Here is a 26,736-nt window from a genome sequence, read left to right as displayed (position 1 = left end):
CAATCAGCATTGTGTGATGTCTTCTGAGATGTTCAGGATCCGTTCCGTTCCGTTTCTCTATCCGTTTCAGCTACGGAACGGAACGACTGTTAGGCTGGATCCATGCCGGATGACCACGACGACCCCGCCGTCGAGCAGGCTGAGCCGCCCCTGGCGGAAGCGTTCGACGCCGCAGCGCTACTGGACGGCCCGGTGGCCGAGGACGACCTGTCCGCCGACGCGATCGCCCAGCGCGCCGAGACCACCCGGGGCGCCGGGCGCCGCCCCTGCAAGCACTGCGGCCGGCCGATCCCCCGCGGCGTACGCCGCGACGCCGAATACTGCAGCCCCGCGCACCGCACCGCGCACCACAAGGCCGGTCGCAAGGCCGAGGCCGCCGAGCTCGCGCCCGTGCGGACGCTGCGCGGCGAGACGGCACAACTCGGCCAGCTGCTCGCCGCGTTCGAAGAGCGCACCGGCGTGCTCACCGAGCTGCTGAACGGCGCGGTCGCCGAAGCGACCGACCAGGCCGAGCAGGCGCGCCGCGAGGTGCAGACCGCGCGCCGCCACACAGACGAAGCCGAGACCCGCGCCAAGCTCGCCGAGGACCGCGCCGACGAGGCCGACGCCGCGGCGAAGGCCGCGCGCGCCGACCGGGACGACAAGGTCGCCGACGCGCGCCGGGACGCGCGCGAGCAGGTCGCCGACGCGCGCGCCGACGCCGAGCGGGCGTGGCGGCAGGCGGGGCAGGCCCAGCGCGCCCAGCAGGTCGCCGAGCAGGAGGCCGCCGCGGAACGGCACCTGCGCGAGGTCGCCCAGCAGCAGGCCGCCGACGCCGAGCAGGCCCGCGCCGATACCGCCGCGCGACTGGACGCCGCGCACCAGGAGACCACGAGCCTGCTGGAGGAGCTGCAGGCCGCACGCGCGCAGCTCGCCGAGGAACAGACGCGGCACGCCGCCGCCACCGACCGCGCCGACGCCGCCGAGGCGGCCCTGTCGAAGACCCGCGACCAGCTCGCCGACGCCCACCGGCAAGAACGGACCGCGCGGGACAGCGCCGCGCGCAGCGACCGCGCGGCCAAGGAGCACGCCGCAACCGCCACCGCGGCTCGCGAGGACGCCGAGCGGGCCCGCGCCGAGGTGCAGGCCGCCCGCGCGGCCGCCGACGCGGCGATGGCCGAGGTGCGGCGCCAGCTGGAGGAGGCGCGCGCCGAGGCCCGCACGCAGCGCGAACGCGCGGCCACCGCCGAGCAGCGCGCCCAGACCGCCGAGCACGCCGCCGAACAAGCCGCGCGCGCGGCCCGCGGCGACCAATGATGGCTGCCTACCCCCCTGTACCCGCGCGGCGGAGGAGCGGAGATTCGATGACCGTCTCCCCCGGCCCCTCCATCGTCCCGCCGCTCACCGGTCCGCGGCTCGGCGCGCTGACCGAGACACCCGCGGTACCGGAGGTGCCGTGCCCGGACCTGCCCTACCCCGACTGCGGTGAGCCGCGGCTGCTGGACATGGTCGGCGGGTGGCTGGCCTGCGGGAAACCGGTCTGCTGCAAGTTGGCGATCGGGGTGCCGGTGTGACGGGAGCTGGACGCGGCGGTCGCCGCCAGCCGCGCTCACTACGAGCAGATGTGGGAGACCTACGCCCGCGCCTGTCTACACCGCGTGGACGCGCCCGCCCCCGGCGAGCCCTCCCGCCGGTCGCCGGAGGGCGTCGACGAGCACCCGGCGCGACGGATGGCGGGTCGAGAAGACCGGACTCCACCGGGAGATCACCACGAGGCGGGCCTCGCTCCGCGCGCTCGACGCACCACCCGCTGCCGTCGCCGTGCCCGGCGTGGAAGACCTCAACGGGGACGCCCGGCCCGCGGCACTGGCAGGCCGCCGTGCGCCGCCGAGGAAGACCCGGCGTGACCGACTTGGCGGAATGACGGAAGGAAAGGGCCAACCGCATGACCCAGCAACCTGTGGCGGGTGTCGCCGGACGCCGGCGTGGTCATGCGCCACCCGACCACGATGGACGAGTGCGCGTCCGGACTGGTGCATCTTTATCGACTGATCAGAGCACGGCCTGCTCCGGAACGGGCCGGTGTTCGCTGCGGCCGTCGCGATCGGGCACGCTGGCGACGGGAGCGTCCATGGCGGATGCGAGCACGCGGAGGTCGACCTCCCGTCAAGGCTGCCCCGCACCTGCGCGAGGCCTGCGCGGAAGAGGGCCGTAGATCAGGGGTAGTTCTTGGGAGAGACCATGCGAAGGACGAGGGAGTGCAGGTTGACGCGGAATTCCTCGAGTGCCTCCGGGGCGATGGCGGCCCCGTCTCGGGGAGGTCGATTCGATGGGTGATCGCTGTGCAGCATGCCCCCGGTGATGAAGCCCGCGACGGTCCAGATGACGGTCCAGGTGATGAAGTCGGTATCGACATCGTCCGGCACCATGTATCCGACCGCATCGGCGACCATGGCGATAATCGGCCCCCGGTATCGAACGTCAAGTTCGGCGGTGGCCGACGCGTCGCCCATCCAGCGGTGCATCCACAACAACGAGGCATGGGGGTTGCGGACATGGAAGTCCAAGTAGGCGTCCGCCAACTCGGTCAGCCCTCGAAGAGTGTGGGGAATCGATGCTAGGGCGGCCTCCACCACCTCCACCTCGGCCCGATGGACACGCAGCATGACAGCCTGGTACAGCTCGGTTTTGCCACCCGTGAGCGCGGTGAGCGTGCCGGTATCCACCCCGGCGGCTTCAGCGACCAACTCGGACGGGGTCCCATCGAAGCCGAGCTCAGCGAACAGCCTGGTAGCGACGTCGACAATCCGCTCGACAGCTGGGTCGTCCTCCATACACCCAACTTAACCGATGGCGTGCGACACGGCCGGGCGGCGAGTGGCATCGGCGTGCTCGGTGGTGGCCGCCCCAAGCACCGGCTCGCGCTGCACCCCGACCAGCACCCTCAGGGCACCGTCAGCCGCGCCTTTCGAACAGGCCACCAGCTCTGGACGAAGGCCGCGAGGAGGGCGGTCATCTCCGGGGTGCGGTGCAGCAGCCGGTCGGTCGGGTCGGAGCCGAAGGCCGGTTCGAACGGCCCGCGCTCGACCAGCCGCTCGTCCACCAGGAGGCCGTGCTCGCGCAGGGCCTGCTCGTATCCCCCGAACCGCTCCTGGCCGAAGTTCGTGTCGGGCGGTCCGCCGATGGAGCCGATGTGGCGGTGGCACACCCACTACGAGGGCCTGCACCACACAGGCCGCCCGACAACGGTCATGGTCAGAGGCCGGATCGTCATCGACAACGGCACCCTCACCGATCCGACTCCCCAAGGCCGCCATCTCAAGGCCACCCTCGCGTGACAGGGATCGGGAGCTCAGGCGCGCAAACCGGCCGCCATGCGCTTCGGGACCGTGAGCCGCTACTAGATCGTTGATGGGGGTTTGCTGAACCGCTGCGGGCATGGCGAAGGGCGCCCATGATCAGTGTGTGAAGACAAACCTGGATGCCCTTCTGACCGCACTCTTTGCTCATCTGGACGACCATGTCCTGCCATCTGCGGACCGGCCGCGGCGACGCGGGCCGCAGCGGGTGCTCAACGACGCCCATCTGGTGTGCGTCGCCGTGGCCCAAGCCCTGCTCGTGTGCGATTCCGAGCGCCGTGGCTGCGGACGGCGCCGGGCAGGGTCGGGCATCTGTTCCCGCGGTTGCCGGGCCAGTCGGAGTACAACCGGCACCTGCGCGATGCGGTGCCCGTCCTGTTCACCGCGGCGATGTGGCTGGCGCGGCGGGTTCCGTCCTGGCAGGAGCGGCTGCGTTTGATGGACGGCACCCCGGTGCGCTGCGGCGCTTCGCGCACCACCGTGCACCGCTCGGCCCTGGGCGAGATCGCCGGCTACGGCATGGACAAGTCCCACCACGCCTTCTACTGGGGCGCCAAGCTGATGCTGATCACCACCGCCGAGGGCGCGGTGTGCTCCTTCAGCCTGGCCCACCCCAAGGAACTGGACGAACGCAAGCAGGCGATCCACCTGCTGCACGTGCAGCCGCCCGCACCGGGGCCGTGCCCGATCGTGTGCGACAAGGGATTCGCCGTAGCCGGAGTGCAGAAGGCCGCCGCCGACCTTGGCCACGTCTTGATCCGACCCGTCCGCCAAGACGAGCCCCAGCCGACGGCCGCGGTCTTCCCCGGCTGGCTGCGCCAGCGCATCGAGGCGGCCATCTGGACGCTGAAGAACCAGCTCGGCCTGGAACGCCGCTCCGCCCGCACCACCGAAGGACTCTGGGCCCGCATCTGCCAGCGCATCTGCGCCCTCAACGCCGCCATCTGGCACTGGTAGTGGTAGATCAGCTTCGCCGGAGGTGCCTGACCTCAGCGACGACGTCCTGCTGGCCCTGCGCGCCGCGGGCGGCTCGGACGCCCGGATCGACCAGATGCTCGTGGCGAACCCGCGCCGCTATTTCGCCGGCTGAGCTCGCACATGGAAGGGGCGGACCCGCCGCCGGTGGATCCGCCCCCTTACGTCTGTGACAAAGCGATCGGCCCGCGGCGTCTGTATGGACGGAACCGACGAACGACGCTGGGAAGGCCCGATGGCCAAAGATCCGCATGGATTTCATGAATTCGCCGCCGCGCGCGGCGCCTCGTTGTTCCGCACCGCCTGCCTGATGTGCGGGGACCGGCACCTGGCCGAGGACCTGGTGCAGACGACGCTGGGAAAGCTGTACGCGTCGTGGCGGCGCGTGCAGCGCGCCGACAACCCGGCCGCCTACGCGCGGACCGTGCTGATGCGCACCTACATGTCCCACGTGCGCAAGCACAGCAACCAGGAGACGCCGTCGCGGCGGCTGCCCGAGACGGCCTCCGACGACGCCGACCAGGCGCTCCGCGTGACGCTGCTGAACGGCCTCGCGCAGCTTCCCCCGCAGGACCGCGCCGTACTGGTCCTGCGGTACTGGGAGGACATGAGCGTGGAGGACGTGGCGTCCGCGCTGCGGCTGAGCGGCGGGGCGGTGCGCAACCGCAGCATGCGGGCGCTGGGCAGGCTCCGCGAGGCACTGGGCGAGGGATTCGAGGAGCTCATCCGATGACGCGGGAGAAGGACGCCGAGATGCATGGGGACGCGGGAATGAACGCGGTGGAGGACCGGCTGGCCGAGGCGATGCGCCGCACCGCCGAAGGACTGGAGCCGCCGCTGGACGGGCTCGTCAGCGGGGGCCTCGCGCGGGGGCGGCGGCGACGACTCCGCAACCGCGCGAGCATCGCCGCCTCGGCGGTCACGGCCGCGGCCGTCGCCGCGGGCGCGGTGGTCGTGGCCGGCACCGGCGCGAACGGGACCGTTCCGCCACGGCCGCCCGCCGTCCACCTGGTGAGCGCGGCACAGGTGCTGGGCAAGGCCGCCCAGACGGCGGAGGCGCGCCCGCCCGTCACGCCACGTCCCGGCCAGTGGTGGTACACCAAGGCGGTCGAGATGGGGCCCACCGCAGAACACGGCCCCGAGCCGCACTACTCGGAGGACTGGATCAAGCTCGACGGCTCGCAGGACGCGAGCCTGCTGAACGGCAAGCTGGTGATCTACCGCCACACGGGCGAGGGGGCCAAGAGCTCCAGGGCCGAAACCGACCGCCTGATGTCACTGCCCAGCGACCCCCGGAAGCTGCGTGCCCTGGTCTACAAGGAGGTGGACGCCACACCCGCCCGGGGCCGGATGGTCAAGGATCGGGACGGCCAGGCCTTCCGCGACGCCGCTCAGATGCTGTGGAACGCGCCGGTCACCATGCCGCCCGCGACGCAAGCCGCCCTCTACCGGGTGCTGGCCGCAATCCCCGACGTCAAGATCGACCGGAACGTCAAGGACGGCGCCGGCCGGCCCGCCATCGCGCTCTCCCGTGGGTTCGGCGAACAGTTCCTGCTGGACCCGGCCACTTACCAGATGGTGGCGCAGCGGACGGTCAACACCGGCCGCAACGCCCCGATCTCCGCCACCAAGGGCAAGGACCCCCGCTACAACGTCCCGGTGGGGACCGTCATGTACTCCCTCACCCGCGTGGTCACCAAGCTCGTCGACCAGGCCGGCCAGCGGTAGGAGCGAATGCCCTCGGTGAAGTTCTCACGAATGGAAGATTCGCACGTGCGTGACAGCATAATCCGCGCCGCTGCCGTCGCGACGACGCTGGGCGGCCGTGGTGGCAGCTCCACCGGCGGTCGCGGCGCTGGTCGGCACGGAGGCGAAGCCCGCGGTGAAGACGGCGGGGTCCGACGGGTGGCAGCCCTTCGAGGTCCCCGTCCAGGGAAAGGCCAACCTGCTCAGCGTCAGCACGACGGGACCCGACGCGGCCTGGGCCGGGGGGTTCACCCTCAACGAGGACAGCCCGGGCCCGCAACCCTCCGGTGCCGCATTGCCGCAAGCCTCCGGAACCACGATGCCACGGCGCCCTATGGCCACGTCCGACGACGACTGCTACGGCAGAGACACCTTCATCTCCCTCATGATGCGCTGGGACGGGCGTGGCTGGCAGCAGTCGCCCATCCCCAATGTCGGCCGCGTCAACCATGTCAGCGCGTCGAGCACGAACGATGTCTGGGCGTCGGCCGACTGCGGTCTCCTGCACTGGAACGGGCGGAGCTGGACATCGGTCCCGATCGAGGCAGTCCCCGGCGCGCAACAGTCCGCCGCCGAGGCGGTGCCGGTCACCGCGGGGAACACCACGTCGCGGACCTGGTCGTCCGGGGTGGCCAGCAACGCCTCGGCGATGTGGAACAGGATGTTCTCCTTGCCCGTCACCCGCTGGGTGCGGTGATACTCGATCGTCCGCCCAGTCCAGTCGTACAGACCAAGCTCCGAGGCCGGCACCTTGACCTGCCGAGCGACGTGGTCGACAACCCTGTCGGCGAACTCCGCCCGCCCGCGCGGAACCCGGCCATGCCGCGTGTAGAACTTCAGCAGCAGCGCGAATCCCAGCCTTGTTGCACCGCGCTTGCCCGCCACGAACTCCAGCTCATCATCCAGCACCGTCCGGTGCTCGACAAGCTCGTCCATCCCGACCGGTTGCCGACTCATGGGGCCTAATCATCGTGGAACCCCCCACTAGGCGGTGCCCGATCACGCAAAAGGCGCTCGTTTGCGGCCGGTGACACGTCCGTTAACGGCACCCGGAGACCGCCGGTTGACGACTCTTTCCGACCTGGGCCTACGCCGAGCAGGATTCGGCCTGTGGGGGCCCGTACAGGTACAGGTGGTCTGGCTTGAGGCCGCCCAGACCTCTGGGGGGAGGCCGGTCCGCCATGCCAGGATCCGCTGCTGTTGGCGCTGGCCGGGCCGTGCGCTCAGGCCACTGTCCCGGTGGTGGGGATCCTCTGCCGGGTTTCGGGATACGCGCTCGCGCCTGGACGGCTCGGCCCGGCGGGCGACGCTGACGACGGCCTACCAGACACTATGGCCTTACCTGCACGGACCGAGTTTCGGCGACCACGGCTGCCCTCCCACCTCGGCGTATGGCGTCGGTCAGAGCACTGCTTCTGCGGTCGGCGCGCGGTCGGACGATGGCCGAACGCGTCGGCGCGGTGAGTCGGCCCGCCTCAACTCACTCCGCAGCGCGGCGAGTGACACGGCTCCAACGAGGACGGTCCCGTCCGGAAACCGGAAGACCGGCACTCGCGGGTCGGACGCGCGGGCGGACCGCGCAGATTCCGCGCGGGGGCGCACGTCGCCCTTCTCAGTGTTCCACCTGACACCGATCGCGAACGCCAGGTCCCGCAGCACGTTCGCGTCGCCGATGTCCAGACCGTCACTGAAGTGGGCGCGGTACAGGCGGGCGGCCATGTCCTCGGCGGTGCCCTGTGCGGCCGCCAGCGCGATGAGCCGGTGGGCGTGGGCGGTGGGGGCGGGCACGATCCGGTCGAGGTTCACCACCAGGCCGTCGGCCGCCGCTGCCCGTGCGATCTGCGCGACGGGGTCGGGCTGGAGATGGGCGGGGCTCTGCGGCGTTCCCGCTGACGAGACCACGGTCCGGTACGGCCTGAAGACGACCTCCAGTTCGCCGCCGCCCGCCCGGTGTTCTTCGGCGGCCCGCTGGAAGCGGGTGTAGCCGAGCGCCGACCAGACGCAGGCGATGTCGTGGGTGAACTCGACTTTCATGGGCTCGTCCTTCGATGGCGGCACGGATCGTTCCGTGTCGCCTCAGCATGCCCGCCGCCGACCACCCAGTCAATACGGAACGTTCCGTGCCGCCTGAGGGCTATGCTGTCCGCATGTCACCTAGACGTCCCGAGCGCCGAAGTGAAGAGGCCGCCAACGCCGTCATCAAGGCCGCCATGGACCTGTGCCAGGAGGTCGGTTACCGCAAACTCAGCATCGAGGGCATCGCCGCCCGCGCCGGCGTCGGCAAGAACACGATCTACCGCTGGTGGCCGTCCAAGGCCGCCGTGCTGCTGGACGCCCTACTGTCCACATGGAAGATGGACGCGTCCTTCCCCGATACCGGTGACTTCGTCGCCGATATCAAGGCGCAGATGGCGGCAGCCGCGCGCATCCTCGGTGACCCGCACGTCTTTCCGCATTACCGCGCACTGATCGGCGAAGCCCAGCACGACCCAGACCTCCACCGGGCACTGTGGGACAGCTTCATCGGTCACCTGGCGGGCGCCGCCGCCGAACGCATCAGCACGGCGCAGCGCGAAGGTCAGGTACGTTCCGACGCCGACCCGGTCCTCGTCACCGAACTCCTTTACGGCGCCGCCTACTACCGCAGGCTGCTCACCCCGCGCACAGCCGACACCGACCACATCAACGCCATCGTCGACCTCGCATTCACCGGCCTCGCCCCCCCGGCCGGCACAACCACCCGGTAGCAAGCCCCAAGGGCCAGTGGACCTTCGCCGCGCCGAGACCGGCAGGCCGACCACGATCTGCGCAGTACGCGGCGACGAGCCGGCCCTGGCCTTCAGGACGTTTCGTCTTTGTGGAGCCGGAGTCGCCTGATCAGCTCGATGAGGCCGCGGACGGAGGTGATGATTGCCGAGCCGACGGCGCCCACCAGTGGCTCGCGCTCCTCTTCGGCGGTCGGGCCAGGGTCCGGCATGGCAGGGTCGGGGCAGCGCGCGCGGTACGCCTCCAGTTGGGCGGCGAACGCCAGGCCGAAGAACAGCGCGATCGAGCTGAGGAACGACCACAGCAGCAGCGCCATCACCGCGGTCAGCGGACCATAGGTGCTGCCGAACGTGGTGTTCTGGCCGGTGTAGAACGCCAGGCAGAAGGTGAACAGGGTCCAGAGCGCCAAGGTGACCAGCGCGCCGAAGGCCAGCCACGTGTGGCCGGGTTGCCTGCGGCGGGGGGAGGCGCGGAACAGCACCGAGGTGGAGGCCAGCGCGAGCAGGAATCCGAGGGGCCAGCGCACCAGGTCAAAGGAGGTGCGCAGGCCGTCACCCCAGCCGTAGACCTGGGCGAGAGCGCCGCCGATGGCGTCACCGCCGCCCATGACCGTGAAGCCGGAGACCATGAGCGCGCCCGCCGTGACGGCCAACACTGCGGCCCTGCCGTACTTGCGGTGGAACGGGCGGTCGCGTTTCATGCCGTAGATCCGGTTCGCGCCGCGCTCGATCTGAGCCATCGTGCTGGTCAGGGACGCCAGCGCGGTGGCGAGCCCCAGCCACAGGGCCAGCGCGTCGCGGCTCCGCCTCTGTTCGCCGAGCACCTCTCGGACGGCATCGGTGTCCCCGCCGGGCGCCAGCCGGCTCAGCGTCAGCTCGATCACCTGGCCCAGCTGCTCCTGGTGGGCGACCGAACTCAGCCCGACCAGGGCGATGGCGCCGGGAACGATCGACAGGCACATCTGGAAGGCCAGCGCCCTGGAGTGGCTCATGCCATCTCCGTACCTGAACCGGATCCACGAGTCGCGGGCCAGGTGCCACACACCGTACTCACGCAGGGTGGTCCAGGCATCGCCAGCTGAGAGCTCCTCGCCGCTCATAGTGCGCGTCTGAGGCACGAGAGTTACCGATGTCACGGCGCAACCGTACCTATTGCAGTGATATCCCCCGACTCGCTCTGCGATCTCGGAGGTTGAGGAACCGGGGCCGTCGGCGTTGAGAACGAATTTGGCCTCGGTCGCGGGTGATCGCTCGCCGGACAACCGCGCGCCTGTGCCGGTCGCCGGCGTCCTGACGCCCTACGGCAGCAGGAGGTTGAGGCCGCCGAACTCGTGCCGGATAGTGATCGTCGAAGACGGCCTGGTAGGCGACGGCCAGGGGTCGCCGCCGGCTATGAGCGATGCCTCCTCGCGGGCGGCACGGTTGCTTCAGCCGAACGACCGGGCGAAGGCTCGCCGGGTTGGCGCCCGCCATAGCCGGACATCTGTCGTAAACGAATCTTTCTCGGACGATGTGAGGCCAAGCCGCCCGGCACGTTACGATCGCGCCAGCTTTGGAGGCCACGCGGACGCGGCGGAACTCGGGGGCGAGTCCCTCGATGTCGAGGCTGAGGAGCTCTTCGGCGCGGGCAGTGATCTCGTACAGCCGAGAGAGCACCCGCTCGCGCACCGCGTGTGCGTCGTCGGCCCGCGGCCGCCGAGCCGTTCCACCGGTCCATCACCGCGGCGAAGTCCTCGGGCGTCCGTTCGGCGACGGGGCTGGCGCCGTCGGCGATGGCGACGAGGCGGGCGAGGTGTCGGCGCGAACGACCCGACCTCATGCGGGCCCGATCACACACAAGCCATTTCGTTTGCGTGACTCGTCCGTTGACGGCACCAGCGGTAGCCCGGGTCGCCTCCAACGCCGAGATTGCCAGGCTCCTGGTCCTGGCGGAGGCGACCGTGAAGGTCGTCCTGTAGAAGCTCGGCGCCCGCGACCGTGTTCACGCCGTTGTGATGGCCTGCGACCTCGGTATAGTCCGGCCCCGCCCTTCAGCCTGAAGTCGCATCCGTAAGACCCTTCACGCGGCCGACGCCCCCGGTTTCGCGCTTCTTTAGCCTGGTCAAACGAAGCAAGAGCCGCATCGCAAAGGGCAGGACGGCGCATGTCTCACTGCTCCTGGCGAGAGGTGTCGATGGTGCGGAGCGCGATGAGTTCTGGGGGAACCGGCGGTCTGACTGTGCGACTGACCAACCACTGAGCACGAGATGATCTTGGTCCGCGCTGGACCGGCGCGGGAAGTAACACATGGAGGCACTGCATGCGAAAGTTGATTCTGGGTTTCTACGTCTCGCTCGACGGTAAGAGCGCTGACGGGGACAATGGAATCCGGGACGTCATGATGAGCATTGACGACCCCGAGCAGGAGAAGTACTTCGTCAGCCGGCTTTGGGAGGCTGGCGCTTTCCTCATGGGCCGGAACACCTACGAGAGCATGGCCGGATACTGGCCCGATTCGGACCACCCGTCCGCCAAGGCCATGAACGAGATTCCCAAGATCGTGTTCTCCCGCACGCTCGAAACCGCCGACGACTGGCCTGAGACCCGGATCGCCAGCGGTGACACGGCGGAGGAGATCGCCAAGCTCAAGGCCGAGCCCGGCAAGGACCTCGTCGCCGCAGGCGGCACCAAGTTCATGCACTCCCTGATCAAGCTCGGCGTAGTCGACGAGTACCGGCTGTGGGTGCTGCCCGCCGTCACAGGGAAGGGCGCGCCGCTGTTCCCCGAGCTGGATCAGGCCGTGAACCTGCGCTTGGTGAAGAGCACGGCCTTCCCGTCCGGAGTTCTCGAACTGGTGTACGCGCCAGCCGACAAGTAAGACTCAGCAAGCGACGCGTGGTCACGGTGGCACCGGGGCAGGCGCCTGCTCGTCCCCGGTGCCATCGGTTCTCGGACGAGGTCGTGGACCTCCGCTAGCTCTGCACGTCGCAGGCTGACGTGACCGCCCCGCTTGGTGGCTACTCAGACGGTTGCCTGGTGGCAGGGTCATGGAAGGGACGGAGCCCGGCGCCCGCCTTGGCTTCCACTGCGGCCAGGCTCTGACCGTTCGTGCGCCACCACATCAACATGATGGGCCGCCATTCCTTCCAGATCCCCGAGACCCCGACGGGCTCCGCCCGCTCAACCCTGCGCCGTGACACCGCGCCGACAGGCTGCCGGACCGGCGCGCCAACGCCCGTAGGGCGGGGCGGGGTACATGAAGTGCCGGGTGGCGAGGCCCTATCCTGCAGCAGGCGAGACAGGCGCTGCTGATGCGCCGCAGCCGGGCGACTCTCCACTTCGAGAACTAGGTACCCGACGAACGTCCAGGAGGTTGACCGGTGATCACTTTGGCCGCGGTCGGAGGAGTGGCTCTGGTCGAACTCGGCATGGCCCTGACCCCGGGACCGAACATGATCCACCTCGCCTCCCGCGCGATCACACAAGGCCGCAGAGCGGGCCTGGTGAGTCTCGGTGGGACCGCCGTGGGATTCGTGTTCTACCTGCTGGCTGCGGCGGCGGGCCTGTCCGCGCTGTTCGCCGCCGTGCCGTTGGCGTTCATGGCGGTCAAGCTAGCCGGGGCCGCCCACCTGGCCTACCTCGCCTGGGGCATGCTCAAGCCCGGCGGCCGCTCGCCCTTCGCCCCGGCCCAGGACCTGCCTCCGGTATCCGACACCCGCCTGTTCTCGATGGGGCTGCTGACCAACCTGCTCAACCCCAAGATTGCTCTTATGTACGCCGCCCTACTGCCCCAGTTCCTGGACCCGCAGGCAGGCCCTGCCTGGGCGCAACTGCTCCAGCTCGGCGGTGTGCAGATCACCGTGGGGATCTCTGTCAATGCTCTGATCATGCTGGGCGCAGCACGGGTGTCGCGGTTTTTGAGCTCCCGGCCCCGCGCCATGGCCGCCCAGCGGCTCACGGCAGGCGGCTTGCTCGGCGTCTTCGCGCTTCGCACCGCCCTGTCCCGCACCCCTGTCTCCGGTCTGAGCCAGGCACGCGTAGCCGTGACACCGGTCCTGCTTTGAGGGACGGTTTCTGAACGCTTCGGACCGGCTGCTGGCCGAGCGGGGCTCGTCCGCCGAGGGCCTGCTGTTCGTCATCCGCACCGGCCGCCGGGTTCATGGGACGCCGGCTCCACCGCGTCGCCACAAGCCGCTGGCAGCCCCAGCCAGGACAAGATCAACCGCGCGACCTGCGCGGCACCCCGATCACCCACGCCCCCAACGAACGACAGCAAGCCACGGCGCGACGTCCAGGATTTCGCCGGGCACACCCGCCCTGGCACCACCCGCCGCCACAGTTTCGACCACTTCCCCGCCTACGACCTGGGCGCCGCCATGGCCACCGAAATCGCCCGGCTGCGCCGGGATGCTCAAGATGCCGGCGCGCTGGGAGTCCAGCTGGACTCCCAGCGCGGGCTGGCAGTTCGGCCGAGCATCGGCTGAGGAACCGCGTCGCAGAAGGCGATCAGAACACCATGGTGAGCAGGTCGGCGAACAGCTCCTGGTCGTCGATCTCAAGCCCGCGGCTCGTGAACCACGTGGCCATGTTGTGGCAGTCGCGCATCAGGAAGTCCATGCCCTTCGGGTTGCCGACGATGTCGACGACCTGGGGCAGGTCGATCATCACGATCCGCTCGGCCTGCGCGAGGACGTTGTACGGCGAGAGGTCGCCGTGCGCGAGCCCGGCGCGAGCCAGTTCGCGCATGCCGTGGCGGAGCTGCTCGAAGTACACACCGAGCAGCTCCTTCGACGGCCGGACCTGGGCGAGCCGGGGCGCGGCGCCCTCCTCGCCGTCGTCGATGAACTCCATCAGCAGCTCGGTGCCGTCCACCTGCACGGGATACGGGACCGGGACGCCGGCCTTCCACAACCGGTTGAGAGCATCCCATTCGGCGTACGCCCACTGACCGGCCGAGACACTGCGGCCGTGCGAGGTCTTATTCGCCATCGCCCTGCTGTCGCGGCTGTTGCGGGTACGGCGACCTTCGACGTACGACGTACTGCGGTGGAAGGATCGGTGTTCCTCGGTGCGGTACCGTTTCGCGGCCAGCAGCGAGGATTTCGCCGGATTGTCGCCGATGGCTTCGACAGCCCGTTCAAGCAGGAAGACGTCGGCCTCCTTGCCGGTTTTGAGGACGCCGAGCTCAGTATCGATCGCGGCCTGTTCCGTGACGACCCATGAGGGGCGTGGTTCTGGGCCGCGGGAGCCGCGCTCGACGTCCAGCCAGGTGGACCAGCGCTGATCCGGGCCCAGCTCCTCGTCGATCGATTGAAAGTTGAAGACGAAGGCGTCGGCCGGGTCTTGCCGGGGCTCATCACCGGTGAGATCGGACCCGCGGGAGTCGAGGTCGGAGTAGGTATCAGAGAGTTCGTACTCGGAAGACAACGGGTGTGCTCCTGAACAAAAAGGTGGGACTGATGCGGACATGCCGCAGCGCAGTGATGGCCATTCGTCAGCCCTCCTTAGTCCAGGCAGCGTTCGCCGCCGCTCGACCAACCCAGCATGTCCGCCCGTTCCGGACCCCGCAACGTATTTACCGGAGCCGGGACAGCGGGTCTCGCTCAGCCGCAGCTCCTGCATCGGCGGTCGCGTGCCGATTCGCGCCGCCGGTGTTGGCCGTGCAGATCGCGACGGTTCGCTACAAGGGGCTGTTGCTGGAGGTTCGGGAAGAGGCGCCGGCGCCGGCGCCGGCCCGGCAGAGCGAGCCGCGCAAGACCGCGACGCCGCTGGCGGTGACCCGCCATCACTGCCGGGCCCTCACCCAAGCACTTCGGCTACAAGCGCGAGATCACGCTGCTGAACGCCGTCAACGACCAGGTCATGGGCATCGGGCAGATGGTCGTGCCCGGCACCCCGCGCGACTCGCTGTTCATCCCGGGCACCCTCATCAACATCGACGCCGGCCCCAAGCCCGAGGTCGTCACCACCGACCAGGCCAGCGACTCGGAGATGGTGTTCGGGATCTTGTCCATGCTCGGCTACCGGTTCGCACCCCGCTTCGCAGACCTGGGCGACCAGCGGTTTGGCGCGCCGGCGGTGAGTTCGGGTTCGAGTGGTCTTTGGTCGGTGGTCCCTGCGGTGCCCAGGCCGCGGGCGCGGGCGACGAACATGAATGCCTGTTCCCTCATCGGATGATGACCAGCGCCAATGCCGGCCGACCGTCCTTCTGTTCTGGCCGGGCTGACGGTGGCGGCCGCCGCGACGAGACCCCTCATCGTTTCGGCAACAGTCTCGTGCGAGTCAGTCAGACGGCGCGACGGTAGTCGGCGAGGAGACTGGAGCCGTTGTCTCGGCCTGCAAAACGCAGGCCTGGCTGCCAGGACGCAAAAAGATGACCTCGGCGATGGCTGCTACGCCGCCCATGCCCAACCATCCGCCGCCGGCTGAGCCGCCGAGCGTACCGGACAACGAGTAGAACCCAGGAGACAGCAAAGCCGAACCATGCCTTGGCTGCCCTGAACATCATGCAGCGGCCGGGCCGCTACCGGTAGCGGCTGCGCTACCTGGTGCCGCTACCGCCCATCCCCATGACGGCCTGCGTCATCGTGGCCGGGTAGCGGGTAGCGCCGATGCGCGAAGGCCTGGCCGGTGCCCGCGCCCGCCTTGCCGAGGTCAAGGCATAGGCCCGCCGACCGGGTACCGGATCTCGTCCGGCACGTCCCACCATCGACCACACCCCCGACGCCCGCCAGGACGCCCCGGCCAGGGCCGACACCGAGGTGCCGGTCAGCCTCAACATGCCCGGCAAGGTCGCCGACTTCCTGCGCGCCGCCGACCTCGACGACGCCGAACAGGCCGCGCTCGACCACGGCCGGGCCATACGGCGCGGCCAGGGCCAGCGTTAACGGGCGTCTTCGGGACCGGCGGCGGAGAGGGTCGCGGCCCACTCTGCGGACCACCGGACGAGCGGGCGCAGCGCGCGGCAGGCGCCGTGGCCCAGCTCGGTGAGGGCGTAGGTGGTGTCCGGAAGCTGCTCGACGAGGGCGGCGTCGAGCAGCTCGGTCAGCCGTTGCCGCAGCACGCTGGAGGACATGTTGTCGCAGCGTTCCTGCAACGCACGGAACCCGACCGGCCCGTGTCGCAGTTCCCAGACGATCCGCAGGTTCCACCTACGGCCGAACAGGTCGAGGGCGGCCATCAGTGGCCGGCCGGTGCTCGACCCTCGGACCGCCCGTCCCGGCCTGGGTGCCGCCATCCGTCGTACCGTCCCCTCTTGCTGCTTCGATATCCGACACACTATCGTGGAGCCCATCGATTCGATTTTCGAAGCACCGAGGAAGACTTCGCCGGGACGCGGGCCGGCAGCCGCGGGTGACAGAGCCGAACCGGGCCGTATCAGCACGCCCTCACAAACGCCCGGTGCTCGGTCGCCGGGATCGAGCAATCTGAGCGTCAATTCGAAGTCGGACGTGTCCGGCCGAACACAGGAGGTTTGCATGGCGAAGGGCTACTGGGTCAGTGTCTACCCCACCATTTCCGACCCTGAGACGCTGACTGCCTACAACAAGCTGGCGGGTCAGGCTGTCCGGGCTGCGGGCGGGCGGACCCTGTCCCGTGGCGGTCGAGTCGTCGCCCACGAGACCGGAATCACGCAACGCGTCGTTCTGATCGAGTTCGACAGCTTCGAACAGGCGGTCGCGGCATACCAGAGCGAGGCATACCAGAAGGCGCTGGTGGCCCTCCCCGACGGCTTCGAGCGCGACTTCCGCATCATCGAAGGCATCGACTGACCGGCGGGCCCGGCCACTGCTGAGCATCCGCCACCTGATACGCACACGGTGCCGAACGACAACTCTCGCCGTTATCGTGGGTTGTGAAGTGTTTGCGCAGGTCAGCGGCTTGGACGAAGTCAAGGCAAGTTAGGCGAGTAGTGAAACGCGCCACGGTTCACCGCGCCCGGCGCACCCACGCATGCTGGTACCGGTCCACGACCGGTCGGTGCTGCTCCGAGTCCACCCACACCTCGGCAGGCTGACAGCGGCGTGCCAGCGGTACGGGCTCCTCGGCTGTTTGGTGTACGTACCGCCGGTGGGCGATCGGGTTGTCCGGCGCCGCTCTCGTTTGCAGCCTGTGACACGGGCGTTAACGGCACCAGAACGTCGCGGCGGTCCCGGCCGGGGTCCGGTCGGCCAGCAGCCCTTACAACCGGGCGTTCTCAACCCGACGCACCTCGCTGACCAACCGGGTCAGCGTCGTGATCCCGGCCGAGCTAGCGCCGAAACCCGGTCCGATCCCCCTCGCGGACCAACTCCGGGCACCTGCTCCCGTCAGACCTGTGACGTGGTGGTGGTCGTCCCACGCCGCCGCGCCGGGGAACCGCGAACCAGGCGGGTCGCCCGGGTGGGCCCCGATGATCTGGCCGCCACGGGCCTGAAGGAGTGCGACGCCGGAGACGATGTGCAGGGTCTGGGCAAAGGGGTGCGAATGCCAGCCGGTGCGGGTGCACGGCGCGAAGCGCACCACCCCACCAGACGTCTCCGGGGAACCAGTCGGCCGGCGCCTTGGCCGATGGCCGCCGCTTGGGGACTTCCATGCTGATCCTTTCCGACCTGCCGCCATGTTCAGCGGGGGTCGAGTTGCAGTGTGGTGTCGCGGGGGCCGGGCCGGGTCATCGGCTCGGCCCACGGGGTGCTGCCGTACTTGGCCAGGTAGGCGGCGTCGATCTGGTCGTTCGCGGCCGGGTCGGTGGCGTCGGTGAAGGTGACGTCCCTGGTCAGTCCGTCGGCGGTGATCCGGCCGCGGTGGGTGCCGGCGGCGGTGCGGTACCAGCGGCCCTCGGGTCCGTTGGCGGATCGGACGAACAACGCGTCGCCGTCGCGGACGATCCAGATCGTGATCGGGCGGCGCAGGGTGCCGTCGTCGTTCTCGGGCGCGATCTGAATCTCCTCTGCGTCGCCGATGCGGTCCAGGTCGTCGCTGCTCCATGTGGTGGTCATGGTGCGGTGCCTCCCCACGGACGGATCGAATGTGTGCGGGTTGGTCGTGAATTGGCGGTATTCAGGGACGCAGCAGGGTCTTGATGGCGCGGCGCTCGTCCATGGCCTTGTAGCCCTCGGCGGCCTCTTCCAGGGGCAGGGTGAGGTCGAAGACCTTGCCGGGGTCGATCTCCCGGTTCCAGATCAGTTCGACCAGCTCGGGCAGGAACCGTCGCACCGGGGCCGGGCCGCCGTGCAGGTGGACGCCGGAGAAGAACAGCTCCTTACCGGGCAGTTCGACGCCGTGGGCGACGCCGACGTACCCGACGTGCCCGCCGGGACGGGTGGAGCGGATCGCCTGCATCATCGATTCCTGCGTGCCGACCGCCTCGATCACCGAGTGCGCGCCGAGCCCGCCGGTCAGCTCCTTGAGCGCGGCGACGCCCTGGTCGCCGCGTTCGGCGATGACGTCGGTGGCGCCGAACTCGCGCGCGAGCCGCTGCCGGTCGGCGTGCCGGCTGAAGATGACGACCCGTTCGGCGCCGAGCCGCCGGGCGGCCAGCACCCCCAGCAGGCCGACCGCGCCGTCGCCGACGACCGCGACGGTCTTGCCCGGCCCGGACTCGGCGGCCACCGCGCCGAACCAGCCGGTGCCCAGCACGTCCGAAGCCGCCAGCAGACCCGGGACCAGGTCCGCATCGGGCATGCCGGGGGTGGCGACCAGCGTGCCGTCGGCCAGCGGAATCCGCGCGAACTGCGCCTGCGTCCCCAGCGCCCCCACCGGCTCGGCGTGCACGCAGCGCGACTGGTACCCGGCCCGGCATATCTCACAGGTGTTGTCGGAGGCGAAGAACGACCCGACGACGAACTCGCCGACCTTGACGTCCCTCACCTGGTCGCCGACCTGCTCGACCACACCGACGTACTCGTGGCCCATCGGCCGGCCGGCGACCTCCTCCACGCCGCGGTAGGGCCACAGGTCCGAACCGCACACGCACGCAGCCGCAACCCGGATGACCGCGTCGGTCGGCTCGACGATCCGCGGGTCCTCGCGGTCCTCGACCCGAACGTCACCGGGGGCATGCATCACGACACCGCGCATCGACTTCCACTTCCTCGGATAGGTGTGCTCATGTTCCGTGGTTCACCGCCCTCAAGCGGCCACTACCCAGGAAAGACGATGGTCTGCCAGGCAGGAAGGCACTGCTGACAGGTGTACCGACAGGACACCCCTCACCGGCCGGGCGCCGCCTAGCCTGGAAGGCGTGGACCACCGCAGCCAAGTCCGCGAGTTCCTGACCTCGCGCCGCGCCAAGATCACCCCGCAGCAGGCCGGCCTGCCCGCCTACGGCACACGCCGGGTCCCCGGCCTGCGCCGCGCCGAGGTCGCCCAGCTCGCCGGCGTCAGCGTCGAGTACTACTCCCGCCTGGAACGCGGCGACCTGTCCGGCGCCTCCGACCACGTCCTTGACGCGCTGGGCCGCGCCCTGCGGCTCGACGACGAAGAACGCACCCACCTGGAAGACCTCGCCCGTACCGCCGGGCCCGGCCCCCGCCGCAGGCGCCGCCCCGCCCCGCGGGTGCGGCCCACCGTCCAGCGGATGCTGGACTCCATGACCGACGCCCCCGCCATCGTCAAGAACGGCCGCGGCGACGTCCTGGCCGCCAACGCCCTCGGCCGCGCCCTCTACGCCCCCATGATCGACGCCGCCCGCGGCGCCGTCCCGAACCACGCCCGGTTCATCTTCCTCGACCCCCGCTCCCACCGGTTCTGGGGTGACTGGGACCGCGCCGCCGGCACGACACCCGCCCGCAGCGGCTCCCACGCGGAACGGCCCGACGAACGACCGGACACCACCACGAGGCCGGCCACCAGGCCAGGCGACGCTTCATGAGCGACCACCTGCAACGCCGCTTCGGGGAGGATTGGAACGTTCTTTCGTCAGATGTCCGCGCCGGCGCCAAGGTGGCCGAGTCGCGGCGAGAGGAGCGCATCGATCGCCGCACCGCCCCTGGCCGGCCAGCTAGACCCGCACCACCGGCAGACGCTCGCCGCGTCGCCGCCCGCACTCCTTGAAATCGCCCGGCTCGCCGCTTGACCACCTGACAGGCCGACGACACCCAGTGAGGACCCCGCCATGGCCACTCCACACGCCTTCCCTCTGGAGCCCACCCCGATCCATGTGTCCGACGAGGTCCTCGATGACCTGCGCGCCCGTCTCACATTGACCCGCCCGCCGCTGGACGAGGGGAATGAGGACTGGTCCTACGGCGTCCCGGACAGCTATCTGCGTGAGCTGGTCGCCTACTGGCGGGACGGCTACGACTGGCGCAAGGCCGAGGCCGCCATCAACGCGTACGAGCATTACCAGGCGAGCGTCGCCGGTGTCCCGGTGCACTTCATGCGCAAGCCCGGCCGCGGCCCGCGCCCGATCCCGTTGATCCTCACCCACGGCTGGCCGTGGACGTTCTGGCACTGGTCGAAGGTGATCGACCCGCTCGCCGACCCGGCCGCATTCGGCGCCGACCCCGCCGACGCGTTCGACGTCATCGTGCCGTCCCTGCCGGGCTTCGGTTTCCCCGGCCCGCTCACCGGCTTTCCGGACGTCAACTTCTGGAAGGTCTCCGATCTCTGGCACACCCTGATGACCGAGACCCTGGGATACGAGAAGTACGCCGCCGGGGGCTGCGACATCGGCGGGATCGTCTCCAGCCAGCTCGGCCACAAGTACGCCGAAGAGCTGTACGGCATCCACATCGGCTCCGGGCTGCCGCTCGACTTCTTCACCGGCCCCCGCGCCTGGGACTTCGCCCGGAACCGGCCCCTCACCGACGACCAGCCCGCCGACGTCCGCGCCCGCATCATCGAACTGGACCACCGCTCGGCGTCCCACCTCACCGTGCACATGCTCGACGGCGCCACCTTGGCCCACGGGCTGAGCGACTCACCCGCCGGACTTCTCGCCTGGCTGCTGGAGCGCTGGAACGCCTGGAGCGACAACGGCGGCGACGTCGAGTCCGTCTTCACCAAGGACGACCTGCTCACCCACGCCACGATCTACTGGGTGAACAACTCCATCGCCACGTCGATGCGTTACTACGCCAACGCCAACCGCTACCCCTGGGCCCCCGCCCACGACCGCACCCCGGTGGTGCAGGCCCCGGTCGGCCTCACCTTCGTCACGTATGAGAACCCGCCCGGCATCCACACCGCCGACGAGCGCGTCCGGGCCTTCAAGACCGGCCCGCAGGCCGACTGGTTCAACCACGTCAACGTCAACGCCCACGACCACGGCGGCCACTTCATCCCCTGGGAGATCCCCGACGCCTGGGTGAGCGACCTGCGCCGCACCTTCCACGACCGCAGGCCCTGATTGATCCTGCGGCTCGACTGGCGCGCCGACGTGGACGAGCGCGGACCGGAGCAGTTGCGGGGGCCGTCGTCTCACGACTTTTCGACCTGACCCCGACGACCGGCGCCTACCCCGAGGAGACCTCGCGGATGCCGTGGCAGGACCACACCTCCCGGCGCCTCCCGCTCACGCAGTAGGTGCCGTCCTTCTCGGGGTTGACCTTGACATTGGCGTCAACGGATACCGTCCCACACCGAGATCAGGGACCTCGCCCTGGTCGCTGTGGAACACGGGGACGACGTGAAATTCGCGATCAGCTACAGCACGCCCTTCTTCGGCGTGGATCCCGACCGGATCACCGCCTACGCCCGGCACGCCGAGGAGTGCGGTTTCGAGGCGCTCTACGTGCCCGAGCACATCGCCCTCTACCCCGGCGCGCAGGTGGGCGCGATGGCCCTGCCTCCGTCGCTGCCGTTCGGCGACCCGCTGGACTGCCTGAACTTCGTCGCCGCCGCAACCGAGCGGATCCTCCTCGGTACCGGCGTCCTGCTGCTGCCGTATCACCACCCGGTGACGCTCGCCAAGCGCCTGGCGACCATCGACCAGCTGTCCAAAGGACGGATGCGGCTGCTGACCGTGGGGCTCGGCACGCTGCCCGGCGAGGCCCAGGCGGTCGGGGTCGACTTCCGCACCCGCGGCCGCCGCGCCGATGAGGCCATCCAGGTGCTGCGGCTGCTGTGGGCCGGGGACGACGAAGGCGTCAGCTTCGACGGAGAGTTCTTCTCCTTCGAGAACCTGTGCAGCTTCCCCAAGCCGTTCGGCGGTACCGGCCTCCCGATCCATGTCGGCGGCTCCAGCCCGGCGGCCGCCCGCCGCGCCGGACGCCACGGCGACGGCTTCTTTCCCGGGGGCTCACTCACCCCGGACCAGCGAGCCGCCCAGTTGGAACTCGCCCGGTCGGCCGCTAGCGAAGCAGATCGTGATCCGGCGGCCCTGGAGTACACCCGCTGGGGCTCGATGGACATGTCCGAGGAACGGGTCGAGGAGTTCGCCCGGCACGGTGTGACCCGCATCGTCGTCAGCGCCACCGCGCCCGACCTGGAGCAGCAGCGCGAGCAGATGTCCGCCTTTGCCCGGCGCTTCGGCCTCTCCCCCGGCGATGGAGTTACGCCGAACACGCTTCGAGGACGCCCGTGAGGGCGTCCAGCGCGGTTGGGTAGACGAGCTCGTTCGGCGTTCGAAGCCGACGATGATGCCCTGCGGGTGATCTCCAGGGGTGTGCCAGCGGTCTCCCAGCCGTCCCACGGCGACGTCCTGGGCCGCCGCGGCGTTGAGGACGTCCTCCTCGGTGGCGATCGCGGCGGTCTCGCCGAGCACGCGGCCGAGCAGAGGGCCTGAAACGTCTTGCTGAGGTGCTCGGACGGTGGTCCGGCGGGAGGCATCGCACCCCGCGCCGCATGTTCAGCGTGCCCCGCCAGCGGCTGTGGGCCGAAACGGGCAGGCTGCTGGGCGACACGCCGCGCGGACGGCTGGCCGACGACTCCCTCATGAGCGTCACGCTGATGCGCGGCCGGCTGGTGGAGGCGCTGCGCGCCGAGGCCGTCCGGGCCGGGGCCCGGCTCGTGACCGGGCAGCGCCTGGTGGGCGCGGCCACCGAGGGTTCGACGGTCCGGGCGGAGCTCGACGGCGGCCTCACCGCCGAGGCGGACCCGCTGGTGGGAGCGGACGGGATCTGGTCGGCGACCCGGCGGGTCCACGACCCCGGGGCTCCAGAGCCCCGTTACGCGGGGCTCTACTCGGCGTCCGGCGTCGCCCGCGGGGTCGACGTGGAGCCCGGCGTGTTCAACATGGTCTTCGGCCGCAACGGCGCCTTCATCCACCTCGCCGCGCCGGACGGCGCGGTCTGGTGGGCGGCACAGGTCGCCTCTCCCCGGCCGCCCGATCCGGCCTCGATCGACCTGGACCTGATCAAACGGCTCTACCAGCGTGAACGCATGCCCGCCGCCGTGCTCGCGGCGGCCACGGAATGGCACCGGCCCACCCTGACGCACGTGCTGCCCGAGGTCCCGGTCTGGCGCACCGACCGGACCGTGCTCGTCGGTGATTCCGGCCACCCGGTCGGCGCCGGGCAGGGCGCGTCCATGGCGATCGAGGACGCCATCGTCCTGGCCCGGGCACTCCAGGAGACCGACGTCCCCGCCGCCCTGGCCCTCTACGAGCAGAAGCGGCGGGCACGTATCGCCAAGATGGTGAAGTCGGCCAGCGCCAACCGCGACGCCAAGACCGCGGGCCCCCTCACCCGCCGGGCCCGCAACCTCGTCATGCCCGCGGCGGTGAAGCTCTTCTACGAACGCGGCACCTCCTGGTTGTGCACCCACGACGTGACCGCCGGCTGGCAGCACACCGGGCGGGCGGGGCTCTCGCCCTCAGACACCGCCGGCGTCAGGTGCGCCGAACCAGTCGGAGAGTGCCCGCCGCAGCGCGGGCGCGGCGGTGCCGGTGGGTTCGTCGACGGTCGCGGCCCAGGCGATGCAGGCGTCCGGGCGGATCAGTAGGGCGTCGGCCGGCCGCTCATCGGTCTTGGCGGTGCGGACGTCGACGCGGTGCTGCCGGTCCCGGGCCGCCTCGCGCAGGTCTGGCCGGTCGGCGAGGTCGAGCAGGACGGGCCGCGCGGAGTGCATGAGGTCGGCGACGCTGGTGACGCCCTGGTCGGTGTGCAGGGTGAGGTCGGGTGCGAAGGTGCCGGCCAAGGGGTGGGCGCCACCGGGCATCGGGTAGCGGATGTCGGCGCCGGAGAGAAGCGCCCCCATGCGGCGCAGCGGCTGCTCGTCGGCGAGCAGTTCCTGGAAGACCTCCCGGAGGGCTTCGGCGGCGGGATCGTGCCCCCGCCGCAGCGCCACCTGGGCACGGGTGTGCAGCATGGTGCGGGCGCCGGCGAGATGGCGTTCACTGTGGTAGGTGTCCAGCAGGCCGGACGGGGCCCAGCCGTGGACGGCGGCGGCCAGTTTCCAGGCCAGGTTGACCGAGTCCAGCATGCCGGCGTTGATCGCCACCCCGGTGGCGGGGAACAGGTGCGCCGCGTCCCCGGCCAGCAGGACCCGCCCGTGGCGGTAGTGCTCGGCCTGCCGTGCCTTGAAGGTGAACCGCGACAGCCGGTGCGCCTCTCCCACCGGCACGTCCGCGCCGAGCACCCGGCGGATGCTGCCCTGGACTTCGGCCACGGTCATCGGCGCGTCGTCGTCGTACTCGGTGTCCTCGTCCTCGGCGGTGTAGAGGGACACGACCCTGGAATCCGGGGAGGAGCCGAGACCGAACATACCGCGGTCGGTCTGGGTGAACCCCGCGCGGATCGTACCGAAGCCGGGGACGTCGAGGTCGCCGTCGCCGAGCACGGTCACCGTGTCGGGCAAGGTGACCTGGGCCAACCGGTTGACCTCCGGGTAGGTCGTGCCGGGGAAGCCGATCCCGGCCCGGTCGCGGACGCGGCTGCGCGCACCGTCGCACCCCACCAGGTAGCGGGCGCTCACCTGGTAGGTCCCGTCCGGGCCGCGCACCTCCGCGGTCACCGCGGCGTCGTTCTGGCTCACCCCGACCACCTGGTGCCCGCGCCGGACCTCGGAGCCGAGTTCGCCGGCGCGTTCGTCGAGCAGCCGTTCCAGCAGCTGCTGCGGCAGCGGCAGGGCGTGCATCGGGGGGTCCTGCAGGCGGGTGAAGTCCACGTGCACCCCGCCGAACGGGAACCGGGGAGCCGGAACGGGGTCGGTGCAGGCGGCTTCGAATCGTTCAAGCAGCCCCCGGTAACGCAGCAGCTCCAGGATCTGCCCGCCGAGGCCGCCGGCCTTCGGGGTCTCGCGGCGTTGCGACCAGCGTTCCAGGACCAGCGGCCGCACACCGGCCAACCGCAGCTCGCAGGCCAGCATCAAGCCGGTCGGACCGGCGCCCACAATGATCACATCGGTGTCCATGCACTCTCCCTCGGTTGAACGGCACGTGCCGTGCCTCCGGCACGTGCCGGGGCGGATTGAGATCGCGGCCATGACGCGGGACCGCGTTGGAAACGGGCAGGCGGATCGGCCGCGCCAGGAGCACGACGGTCCGCCGGAGGCGTCCAGGAAGGGGGGCCGCTACGTCTGGGATTTCGCGGCCCGCCGTTCGCTGGTCGTGCTCCTGTCCTCGGCGCCCCCGGCGCGGGAGCGGCGGAAGGTGCGGCGGTAGGTGTCGGGCGGGACGCCGACCGTGCGGTTGAAGTGGCGGCGCAGCGTCGTGCCGGTGCCCATGCCGGTGGCCGCCGCGATCGGCTCGACGCCGTCGTCGGTGGTCTCCAGCAGCTCCTGGGCGCGGCGGATCCGCTGGGTCAGCAGCCACTGCAGCGGCGTGGTGCCGGTCACCGCCCTGAACCGGCGGCCCAGATTGCGCGAGCTCATGGCGGCCCGGCGGGCCAGGTCCTCCACGGTGAGCGGCTGGTCCAGCCGTTCGAGCGCCCACGGGAACAGCTCGGCGAGCGGGTGGTCCTCCTGGGCGGGCACCGGGGAGGGGACGAACTGGGCCTGGCCGCCGGCCCGGTGCGGCGGTACGACCAGGCGGCGCGCGACCGCGTTCGCGACCGCCGAGCCGAGGTCGAGACGGACCAGGTGCAGGCACAGGTCAATCGCGGCGGCCTTGCCGGCCGAGGTGAGCACGCTGCCGTTGTCCACGTAGAGGACGTCCGGCCCGCGTCGGCCGACGATCCGGCCGAGATCGAGGCCAACGCCGACACGCTCGCGCACTTCGCCGAGCGCGCCCGCGACGCGGGAGTCGCGGTCGTCCCCGCGATGGCCTTCTTCGGCGGACTCGGCGACCTGCTGGCCATCGCCGCGATGGGCGACTGGACCGCCGCCGACGAGGTGCACGTCGCCTACGGGTTGAGCAGCTGGCGCCCCACCGCGGGCACGCGCGCCGCGGGCACGGTGTCCCGCGAGCGGCGCGACGGGCGGCGGGTCCGCTTCACCGGCGGGAAGCTGGAGTACCACCGGGACGCGCTCCCCTCGTTGACGTGGACGTTCCCCGAGCCGATGGGCGTCCGGCCCGTCCTCGGGGAGTTCAGCATGGCCGACGTCGTCACGATCCCCAGCCACCTGGCGGTCCCCGAGGTGCGCTCGTACATGACCGTCGAGGCGGCCGAGGACCTGTCGGCCCCCGACACGCCGGCGCCGGCGGCGGCCGACGAGCGCGGACGCTCCGACCAGACGTTCCTGGTCGACGTCGTCGTACGATCCGGCGGCCGGGAACGGCGCGCCACGGCGAGCGGCCGGGACATCTACGCGGTCAGCGCGCCGCTGGCGGTGGAGGCGGTCGGCCGAATCCTCACCGGCCGGACCAGGACGACCGGCATGGCCGCCGCCGGGGAGATGTTCGACGCAGCCGACTTCCTGCACGCGCTGGCCGCGCACCTGTCGTTCGACCTGTGCCGGTGACCGCCGGCCAGAGCGACCGCCTCCCGCGCGGGGGCGAAAGCTCGGGCCGGCGCTACCGTCAGATCTCGTCGACGTTCATCGCGCCCTCGTTCGGGCGGCGGGAGAGGTCGATGCCGAGCTCCTCCGCGGCGCGGAAGACGTCCTCGTCGGTGTCGCGCATCTCGATGGAC

General features: G+C 70.6%; 24 protein-coding genes and 3 pseudogenes. 16 read left to right on the top strand and 11 right to left on the bottom strand.

The window, feature by feature from the left end:
• Window positions 1-102 precede the first annotated feature (102 nt).
• Together CHC11_RS18840 and CHC11_RS18835 are read left to right on the top strand one after the other, a co-directional pair.
• Window positions 103-1,296: a coiled-coil domain-containing protein gene (locus CHC11_RS18840; RefSeq protein ID WP_089313077.1), complete on the top strand. Its 1,194-nt coding sequence runs from the start codon at window positions 103-105 to the stop codon at window positions 1,294-1,296.
• Window positions 1,297-1,343: 47 nt separating this feature from the next.
• A complete protein-coding gene (locus CHC11_RS18835) occupies window positions 1,344-1,553 on the top strand; it encodes a hypothetical protein (protein WP_089313076.1) in 210 nt (69 codons plus the stop codon).
• A 642-nt stretch (window positions 1,554-2,195) separates the two neighbouring features.
• Here CHC11_RS18835 and CHC11_RS18830 read toward each other — a convergent pair.
• Together CHC11_RS18830 and CHC11_RS18825 are read right to left on the bottom strand one after the other, a co-directional pair.
• Window positions 2,196-2,813 carry a TetR/AcrR family transcriptional regulator gene (locus tag CHC11_RS18830; RefSeq protein ID WP_089313075.1) on the bottom strand — a complete coding sequence of 206 codons (618 nt, stop codon included), beginning with the start codon at window positions 2,811-2,813 and terminating at the stop codon, window positions 2,196-2,198.
• Window positions 2,814-2,923: 110 nt separating this feature from the next.
• On the bottom strand, window positions 2,924-3,187 hold the full coding sequence (locus CHC11_RS18825; protein WP_089313074.1) for a type 1 periplasmic-binding domain-containing protein: 264 nt from the start codon (window positions 3,185-3,187) through the stop codon (window positions 2,924-2,926).
• On the opposite strand from CHC11_RS18825, the gene CHC11_RS41380 reads away from it, so the two are divergent.
• From CHC11_RS41380 to CHC11_RS18810, 4 genes and pseudogenes are all read left to right on the top strand, one after another.
• Window positions 3,171-3,317 (top strand): hypothetical protein, encoded by a 147-nt coding sequence (locus CHC11_RS41380; RefSeq protein WP_179278897.1) that lies wholly within the window; start codon window positions 3,171-3,173, stop codon window positions 3,315-3,317. The two genes, CHC11_RS18825 and CHC11_RS41380, sit on opposite strands and share 17 nt — an antisense overlap.
• Window positions 3,318-3,444: 127 nt before the next feature.
• Window positions 3,445-4,295 (top strand): annotated as a pseudogene (locus CHC11_RS18820) (transposase).
• Window positions 4,296-4,548: 253 nt separating this feature from the next.
• A complete protein-coding gene (locus CHC11_RS18815) occupies window positions 4,549-5,046 on the top strand; it encodes a SigE family RNA polymerase sigma factor (RefSeq protein ID WP_089313073.1) in 498 nt (165 codons plus the stop codon).
• Complete coding sequence (locus tag CHC11_RS18810; RefSeq protein WP_089313072.1) at window positions 5,043-6,041, top strand: CU044_5270 family protein; 999 nt, start codon at window positions 5,043-5,045, stop codon at window positions 6,039-6,041. Before CHC11_RS18815 ends, CHC11_RS18810 begins: the two co-directional genes overlap by 4 nt.
• A 375-nt stretch (window positions 6,042-6,416) precedes the next feature.
• On the opposite strand, the gene CHC11_RS18800 is transcribed toward CHC11_RS18810, so the two are convergent.
• Window positions 6,417-6,995, bottom strand: a complete 579-nt coding sequence (locus CHC11_RS18800) for a DUF4158 domain-containing protein (RefSeq protein ID WP_179278896.1) — start codon at window positions 6,993-6,995, stop codon at window positions 6,417-6,419.
• 465 nt (window positions 6,996-7,460) lie between these two features.
• A complete protein-coding gene (locus tag CHC11_RS18795) occupies window positions 7,461-8,093 on the bottom strand; it encodes a DsbA family oxidoreductase (protein ID WP_089313069.1) in 633 nt (210 codons plus the stop codon).
• A 14-nt stretch (window positions 8,094-8,107) separates the two neighbouring features.
• Between CHC11_RS18795 and CHC11_RS18790 the strand changes: the two genes are divergently transcribed.
• Window positions 8,108-8,806, top strand: a complete 699-nt coding sequence (locus CHC11_RS18790; RefSeq protein WP_245919419.1) for a TetR/AcrR family transcriptional regulator — start codon at window positions 8,108-8,110, stop codon at window positions 8,804-8,806.
• Between the two features lie 92 nt (window positions 8,807-8,898).
• Here CHC11_RS18790 and CHC11_RS18785 read toward each other — a convergent pair whose 3' ends face one another.
• Entirely contained in the window at window positions 8,899-9,924 is a 1,026-nt protein-coding gene (locus tag CHC11_RS18785) for a YihY/virulence factor BrkB family protein (protein WP_218826154.1), read from the bottom strand.
• A 1,199-nt stretch (window positions 9,925-11,123) separates the two neighbouring features.
• Between CHC11_RS18785 and CHC11_RS18780 the strand changes: the two genes are divergently transcribed.
• A complete protein-coding gene (locus CHC11_RS18780; protein WP_089313066.1) occupies window positions 11,124-11,681 on the top strand; it encodes a dihydrofolate reductase family protein in 558 nt (185 codons plus the stop codon).
• A 502-nt stretch (window positions 11,682-12,183) separates the two neighbouring features.
• Window positions 12,184-12,867, top strand: a complete 684-nt coding sequence (locus CHC11_RS18775) for a LysE family translocator (protein WP_089313065.1) — start codon at window positions 12,184-12,186, stop codon at window positions 12,865-12,867.
• A gap of 442 nt (window positions 12,868-13,309) precedes the next feature.
• Here the strand turns inward: CHC11_RS18775 and CHC11_RS18770 are convergent, their stop codons facing one another.
• Complete coding sequence (locus CHC11_RS18770; protein ID WP_218826153.1) at window positions 13,310-14,425, bottom strand: serine protein kinase RIO; 1,116 nt, start codon at window positions 14,423-14,425, stop codon at window positions 13,310-13,312.
• 162 nt (window positions 14,426-14,587) lie between these two features.
• Between CHC11_RS18770 and CHC11_RS18765 the strand changes: the two genes are divergently transcribed.
• The gene (locus CHC11_RS18765) at window positions 14,588-14,980 is read left to right on the top strand and encodes a Tn3 family transposase (protein WP_425427332.1); all 393 of its coding nucleotides are present in this window, start codon (window positions 14,588-14,590) and stop codon (window positions 14,978-14,980) included.
• 706 nt (window positions 14,981-15,686) lie between these two features.
• Here the strand turns inward: CHC11_RS18765 and CHC11_RS18760 are convergent.
• Window positions 15,687-16,040, bottom strand: coding sequence for a winged helix-turn-helix transcriptional regulator (locus CHC11_RS18760; RefSeq protein ID WP_245919415.1), 354 nt, complete (start codon window positions 16,038-16,040; stop codon window positions 15,687-15,689).
• Between the two features lie 241 nt (window positions 16,041-16,281).
• On the opposite strand from CHC11_RS18760, the gene CHC11_RS18755 reads away from it, so the two are divergent.
• On the top strand, window positions 16,282-16,575 hold the full coding sequence (locus CHC11_RS18755) for a DUF1330 domain-containing protein (RefSeq protein ID WP_089313062.1): 294 nt from the start codon (window positions 16,282-16,284) through the stop codon (window positions 16,573-16,575).
• A gap of 831 nt (window positions 16,576-17,406) precedes the next feature.
• Here the strand turns inward: CHC11_RS18755 and CHC11_RS18745 are convergent.
• The gene (locus CHC11_RS18745) at window positions 17,407-17,781 is read right to left on the bottom strand and encodes a DUF2255 family protein (protein WP_089313061.1); all 375 of its coding nucleotides are present in this window, start codon (window positions 17,779-17,781) and stop codon (window positions 17,407-17,409) included.
• Window positions 17,782-17,842: 61 nt separating this feature from the next.
• On the bottom strand, window positions 17,843-18,862 hold the full coding sequence (locus CHC11_RS18740; RefSeq protein WP_089313060.1) for a zinc-dependent alcohol dehydrogenase family protein: 1,020 nt from the start codon (window positions 18,860-18,862) through the stop codon (window positions 17,843-17,845).
• A gap of 163 nt (window positions 18,863-19,025) precedes the next feature.
• Between CHC11_RS18740 and CHC11_RS18735 the strand changes: the two genes are divergently transcribed.
• From CHC11_RS18735 to CHC11_RS42730, 4 genes and pseudogenes are all read left to right on the top strand, one after another.
• Entirely contained in the window at window positions 19,026-19,655 is a 630-nt protein-coding gene (locus CHC11_RS18735; RefSeq protein WP_089313059.1) for a helix-turn-helix transcriptional regulator, read from the top strand.
• A gap of 243 nt (window positions 19,656-19,898) precedes the next feature.
• On the top strand, window positions 19,899-21,134 hold the full coding sequence (locus CHC11_RS18730) for an epoxide hydrolase family protein (RefSeq protein ID WP_089313058.1): 1,236 nt from the start codon (window positions 19,899-19,901) through the stop codon (window positions 21,132-21,134).
• 279 nt (window positions 21,135-21,413) lie between these two features.
• Window positions 21,414-22,310: an LLM class F420-dependent oxidoreductase gene (locus CHC11_RS18725; protein WP_089313427.1), complete on the top strand. Its 897-nt coding sequence runs from the start codon at window positions 21,414-21,416 to the stop codon at window positions 22,308-22,310.
• A gap of 260 nt (window positions 22,311-22,570) precedes the next feature.
• A pseudogene (locus tag CHC11_RS42730) lies at window positions 22,571-23,359 on the top strand (FAD-dependent monooxygenase); the annotation flags it as partial.
• 180 nt (window positions 23,360-23,539) lie between these two features.
• Here CHC11_RS42730 and CHC11_RS18715 read toward each other — a convergent pair.
• Window positions 23,540-25,078 (bottom strand): FAD-dependent monooxygenase, encoded by a 1,539-nt coding sequence (locus CHC11_RS18715; RefSeq protein WP_089313056.1) that lies wholly within the window; start codon window positions 25,076-25,078, stop codon window positions 23,540-23,542.
• A gap of 159 nt (window positions 25,079-25,237) precedes the next feature.
• Window positions 25,238-25,819 (bottom strand): annotated as a pseudogene (locus tag CHC11_RS43460) (helix-turn-helix domain-containing protein); the annotation flags it as partial.
• A 105-nt stretch (window positions 25,820-25,924) separates the two neighbouring features.
• On the opposite strand from CHC11_RS43460, the gene CHC11_RS18705 reads away from it, so the two are divergent.
• Window positions 25,925-26,566 carry a hypothetical protein gene (locus CHC11_RS18705; RefSeq protein WP_245919413.1) on the top strand — a complete coding sequence of 214 codons (642 nt, stop codon included), beginning with the start codon at window positions 25,925-25,927 and terminating at the stop codon, window positions 26,564-26,566.
• The last annotated feature ends 170 nt before the right edge of the window (window positions 26,567-26,736 follow it).

It is taken from the genome of Actinomadura mexicana (genome assembly GCF_900188105.1).
GTDB lineage: Bacteria > Actinomycetota > Actinomycetes > Streptosporangiales > Streptosporangiaceae > Spirillospora > Spirillospora mexicana.
The sequence above is the reverse complement of the archived record's forward strand: the minus strand, read 5'-3'. Positions and strand labels throughout refer to the sequence as shown.